4 protein-coding genes are annotated in these 5015 nt (G+C 71.5%); all 4 read left to right on the top strand.

All coding sequences use genetic code 11. The features are described from left to right. Nucleotides 1–1097: DmsE family decaheme c-type cytochrome (locus NON22_RS20175; RefSeq protein WP_306673924.1), on the top strand; the 1097-nt coding region annotated here is incomplete at its 5' end. Between the two features lie 14 nt (nucleotides 1098–1111). Continuing rightward, the gene (locus NON22_RS20170; protein WP_257388775.1) at nucleotides 1112–3664 is read left to right on the top strand and encodes an MtrB/PioB family outer membrane beta-barrel protein; all 2553 of its coding nucleotides are present in this window, start codon (nucleotides 1112–1114) and stop codon (nucleotides 3662–3664) included. A gap of 80 nt (nucleotides 3665–3744) precedes the next feature. Next, on the top strand, nucleotides 3745–4146 hold the full coding sequence (locus tag NON22_RS20165) for a plastocyanin/azurin family copper-binding protein (protein WP_257388774.1): 402 nt from the start codon (nucleotides 3745–3747) through the stop codon (nucleotides 4144–4146). A 47-nt stretch (nucleotides 4147–4193) separates the two neighbouring features. Next, on the top strand, nucleotides 4194–4883 hold the full coding sequence (locus NON22_RS20160; protein ID WP_257388773.1) for a c-type cytochrome: 690 nt from the start codon (nucleotides 4194–4196) through the stop codon (nucleotides 4881–4883). Nucleotides 4884–5015: the final 132 nt, after the last annotated feature.

Raw genomic sequence — 5015 nt, 5'->3', positions numbered from 1 at the left:
GGCACGCCGGCCGCGGCGCGCGGAGGCTGAACATGGTCGCGCGCGCGGCCAGGCTCGCAGGGATGTGGGCAGGCGCACTGCTGCTGCTCGTCGCGACGGCGCTCATGCCGGCATTCGCGCAGCAGACGCGCGAGGACTTCGCGCGCAGCCTGCCGGCGTCGGATTTCGCGAACGGCCAGGTCGGCGACGATGCGAGGCGCTTCCTCGCCGCGCCGGGCTTCGCGCTCGCGCGCGTCGCCGCCAATCCGCTGGCCGCCGGCGCCGAGCCGGTCGGCGAAAAGACCTGCATCGCCTGCCACCAGCTAGAGAGCGAGCACTTCACGCACACGCTGCATGCGCTGGGCCTGCATGCGGCGGCCAAGGCCGATCCGTCCGTGCCGGTCTGCGAGAGCTGCCACGGCCCGGGCTCGCTGCACGCACGCAATCCGGCCGGCAAAGGCCTGATCATCGGTTATACGCGGGGTTCGGCCACGCCCGTCGCGCAGCAGACCGACGTCTGCCTGGGCTGCCACCAGGGCGGCGCGCGCGAGCACTGGGCCGGCTCGGTGCACCAGCGCAACGCGCTGTCGTGCAGCGACTGCCACAACCCTATGGCGAATTTCTCCGGCCAGGGCCTGCTCGCGCGGCGCTCGATCAACGACACCTGCGCCCAATGCCACCAGGACGTGCGCCAGCAGTTCGGCCGCCGTTCGCACATGCCGCTGGCCGAAGGGCAGATGAGCTGCGCCGACTGCCACAACCCGCACGGCACCTTGACGCAGCCGCTGCTGAAGACCGCGAGCGTCAACGAGACCTGCTACGGCTGCCATGCGGAGAAGCGCGGCCCGTTCCTGTTCGAGCACGCGCCGGTGCGCGAGAGCTGCCTGAACTGCCATACGCCGCACGGCTCCAACCAGCATGCGCTGCTCGTCGCGCCGGTGCCGCTGCTGTGCCAGCAATGCCACAGCCAGCTCGGTCATCCGAACGACCTGCAGACGCCGGCATCGCTGGCCAACGGCAGCCATCCGGACGAACGCCTGATCGGCCGTGCCTGCCTGACCTGCCACGCGCAGGTGCACGGCTCGAACGCGCCGTCGGGCCCGAAATTCCACGAGTGACGCAGGAGAACGCGATGCGCCCGCACCGGTTCGCTCGCGCGGCTCTGCCGCTGGCCCTTGCGTTCGCGCCGGCGGCGCCCGCCGCCGCCGACAGCGGCGACGGCGTCGATCTCGCGCCGGGCAACGCCCTGCTCGCGAACGGTCTCGCCGATGCAGCGCCCGACGCGCGCGGCACGAGCTGGCTGCGCCCCGGCCAGCGCCGCTCGCCGGCCGGCCATCTGTACGGCTGTCCGCTGGAGCCGCCCACCGTGGAGGAGCTCGGCGAGTGGATCTACGACGGCCGCATGCAGCTCGGCGGGGTAGTCGTGAACGGCGACGAGGACAACGCGCTGTGGAACCGCTACGTGCGCTGGGACAGCGGCCTGGTTCTGGGCCTGCTCGAGATCGCGCTGCGCCGGCCCGCCGACGGCAGCTACGCGGAGCTGCGCGCGAGCCGCCTCGGCAGCGACGACGGTTTCATCGAAGCCGCGTTCGGCCGCGCCGGCAGCTACAAGGTGCAGGCCCTGCTGCGCGAAATGCCCAACGTCGTCAGCGACTCGGCGCGGCCGATCTGGAACGGCGTCGGCACGAACGATCTGCGGCTGCTGCCGAGTCTCGCGCCCGGCGCGAGCGACAGCGCTGCGGTCGCCGCTGCGGTCGACGGTGTCGCGCCGCAGCGGCTGCAGGTCGTGCGCAGCAGGACCGGCCTCGGCCTCGATGCGTACCTGACGCCGCGCTGGATCGCGCGTGCGGCGGTCAGCGAGGAACGCCGTTCCGGTGCGCGTCCGTTCGGCGGCGCGTTTTTCTACAATTTCCTTTTTCCGGGAAACGCCGGCGTGCTCGAAACCGTGCGCCCGGTCGAGGACGCGACGGTCAACCTCGCCGCGGGCATCCGCTATGCCGGCGACCGCTGGCGCATGGATTTCGCCTACGACGGTTCGTTCTATCGCGACCGCTACCGGCGCCTGCGCTTCGAGAGTCCGTTCGCGCTGACGCCGACGCGGCCCGGCACGACGTCCGCGCCGATCTACCAAGGCCAGTTCGCGCTGGAACCCGACAACGACTACCACAACCTGCGTGCGACGTTCATGCGCCGGCTGCCGTGGAACGGCGAGCTCGGCGTCAGCGCCGCGGCCGGCCGCATGCGCCAGGACGACGATCTGATCGCGCCGATCGACTGCGCCGGAACGTTCGGCGTCGACAGCGACGGCAGCGGCGTGCCGGGTCCGGCCAATCCGTTCCTGCACGCCTGCGCCGACTGGAACACGCCGGCGGCGCTGTCGCGCGCGAGCGCGGACCTGCGCATCGACACGTACGCGTTCGACACGCACGTGAGCGTGCAGCCGCTGCCGGCGCTGAGCCTGCGCGGCAAGCTGGATTTCCGCCGCGAGGACTATCGCAACGCGTACCTGGCCTACAACCCGCTGACCGGCGACTACGGCTACATCACCGAGAACGGCGCACAGGCCAGCATCCAGCCCGGTGCGCTGGGCACCTGGAACCCGCTGACGGCGCCGTCGGCCATCACGCGCGTGCGCAGCCTGCCGCTGGACCGGCAGGACTACGGCGCCGAACTCGGTGCCGACTGGCAGCTGGCCGAGCGGCGGAGTCTGAGCCTGACCCTGTCCACGCGCCGCGACGAACCCACGAATCGCGAGCGAAGCCGCGTCACGGATGACAGCGTCAAGCTTGCCTATGTCGATCGCCATGTCGAAGGACTGACCCTGCGCGCGAGCTTTGCCGTGATCGATCGCGACGGCGACGACTACGTGTCCGATCCGTACTGGTTCGCGTATTCGGTCAGCCTGCCGGGCTTCGTAGCGCCCGCCGGCGGCGTGCCGGCGTTCACGGTCGATGCGCTGCGCAAATACGACCTGGCCGACCGGCGCGAGCACAAGGCGAACCTGTCGGCGACGGTGGCGCTCGGCGACACGGCCAGCCTCAGCGCCGGCCTGCAGGGCGACTGGAACGACTACGACGCGGTCATCGGCCGCCAGGTCTACGACCGCAGCGGCGCGACGGTGCAGTGGGAATGGCAGCCGTCGCCGCAGACCCGCGCGAGCATCCACTACGGCGCCGACCGCGCGCGCCTGCGCATGGCCAACGTCGCCGACGTCGTGTTCGGTCCCGATGGCAGCCTCGGCGGTCCCGACTATCCGTTGAACGGCCGCTGGTGGGCCTATGACAAGCAGCGCAATCGCAATGCCGGCGCGAGTATCGAACAGGGCTTCGGACCGGTGCGGCTGGACCTGAACTGGAACCTCGTCGACGCGCGAGGACTGACCAGTTATCGCTTCGCCTCGCCGGTCGCGCTCGCCTATTTCGCCGACGGACTCACGGGCGGCGACAGCGGCGAGTTTCCGGCCATGCGCTACCGCGTCGACAGCCTGAGCCTCGGCGCGAGCATCGCGCTGACGCCGCGCGTCGCGCTGCGCGTGTTCGACCTGTTCGAGCGCGGGCGCATCGACGACTGGCACTACCTGGGCCTGGACACCGGCCGCGTCATCGACCACCGCGTCTACAGCGACGGCGGTCCGAGCGGCTACACCACCAACCTGATCGGCGTACTGCTCGATCTGAGGTTGTAGCGCGGCGCGGGGCGCGCAGACGCAGGCACCGACCTGTTCCCCGCAGACGACTGAACACCCTCGAAAGGAGAGAGAGAACCATGCGACCCGCACCCTTGCTGTTCCTGCTGACCCTCGCGCTGCCGTCCCTCGCGCAGGCCGCCGACCATGAAGTCATCGTCGGCGCCGACGGCCAGAACGCCTATTCGCCGAACCAGCTGACGATCTCGGCCGGCGACACGGTGACATTTCGCCAGGTCGGCGGATTCCACAATGTTTCCTCGAGCCCCGGCGCGGTCACCGCGTTCCGCTGCGGGCCGAACGGCTGCGACGGCGTCGGCGCCGGCAACGGCGATCCGGGCGGCGGCACGTGGCAGCAGACCGTCGCGTTTCCCGACGCCGGCACGGCCAACTATTTCTGCGACGTGCACGGCCAGTCCATGAGCGGAACCATCGTCGTGAACCCAGTGCCGGTGACCCTGCAGTCCTTCGACATCGACTGAACCCGCGGGCGGCGCCGCGAAGCGCCGCGCGCCATCGGAGTCCGGCCATGAAACGCGTGCTCGCCCTGCTGCTGTTCTCGCTGCCGCCGCTCGCGGGCGCCGGCGGCTTCGTCGACCTGCGCGATGCACCGGTCGTCGCCGGCGACGCGGCGGCCGGCGCGGCGAAGGTCGCGGTCTGCGTCGCCTGCCACGGCGCCGAAGGCAACGCCGCCGTGACGGCGTTTCCGGCGCTGGCCGCGCAGCATCCGGGCTATCTGTATCAGAGCCTCGCGGGCTTTCGCCGCCGCGCCGATCCGGCGTCGCCGATGACGCCGCAGGTGCAGTCGCTCGGCGACGCGGACCTGCGCGACATCGCCGTCTACTTCGCTTCGCGCCGGCGCAGCGCGCCGGCGGTATCGTCGGCGGCCGACCTGCCCGGCGCGCGCCTGTTCCGCGACGGCGACGCGGCACGCGGCATCGTGCCGTGCCAGGGCTGCCACGGCGCTACCGCGCAGGGTCATCCGCTGCACGGCACCGCGCCGCGCTACGACTACTATCCGGCGCTGGCCGCGCAGTCGGCCGACTATCTCGCCGCGCGCCTGCGCCGCTACCGCGACGACGGTCAGGTCGATACCAGCAATGCGCTGATCATGCGCGGCATAGCGCGTAATCTCGACGACGCGGCGATCGCCGAACTGGCCGCCTGGCTGGCCGCGACGCCGCGCGAATCCACATCCACATCCGGAGACTACCCATGAGTACGTCAGGCAATGCTCCGTCCGCGCCGCCGGCCGCCGCGCCGGCGCGCCGGCGCTTTCTGACCCTGCTGGCGGCGAGCGCCGCCGCCGCCGTCGCGCTGCCGGCCGCCGCCGACCTGCCGTCGCTGCCCG

It is taken from the genome of Tahibacter caeni (genome assembly GCF_024609805.1).
In the GTDB taxonomy this organism is placed as follows: domain Bacteria; phylum Pseudomonadota; class Gammaproteobacteria; order Xanthomonadales; family Rhodanobacteraceae; genus Tahibacter; species Tahibacter caeni.
This window is presented reverse-complemented; position numbering and strand designations above follow the sequence as displayed.

Bases quoted from the DNA above. Each gene is read 5' to 3' on its own strand.
- NON22_RS20170 (WP_257388775.1), top strand. From the start codon at position 1,112: ATGCGCCCGCACCGGTTCGCTCGCGCGGCTCTGCCGCTGGCCCTTGCG.
- NON22_RS20165 (WP_257388774.1), top strand. From the start codon at position 3,745: ATGCGACCCGCACCCTTGCTGTTCCTGCTGACCCTCGCGCTGCCGTCC.
- NON22_RS20160 (WP_257388773.1), top strand. From the start codon at position 4,194: ATGAAACGCGTGCTCGCCCTGCTGCTGTTCTCGCTGCCGCCGCTCGCG.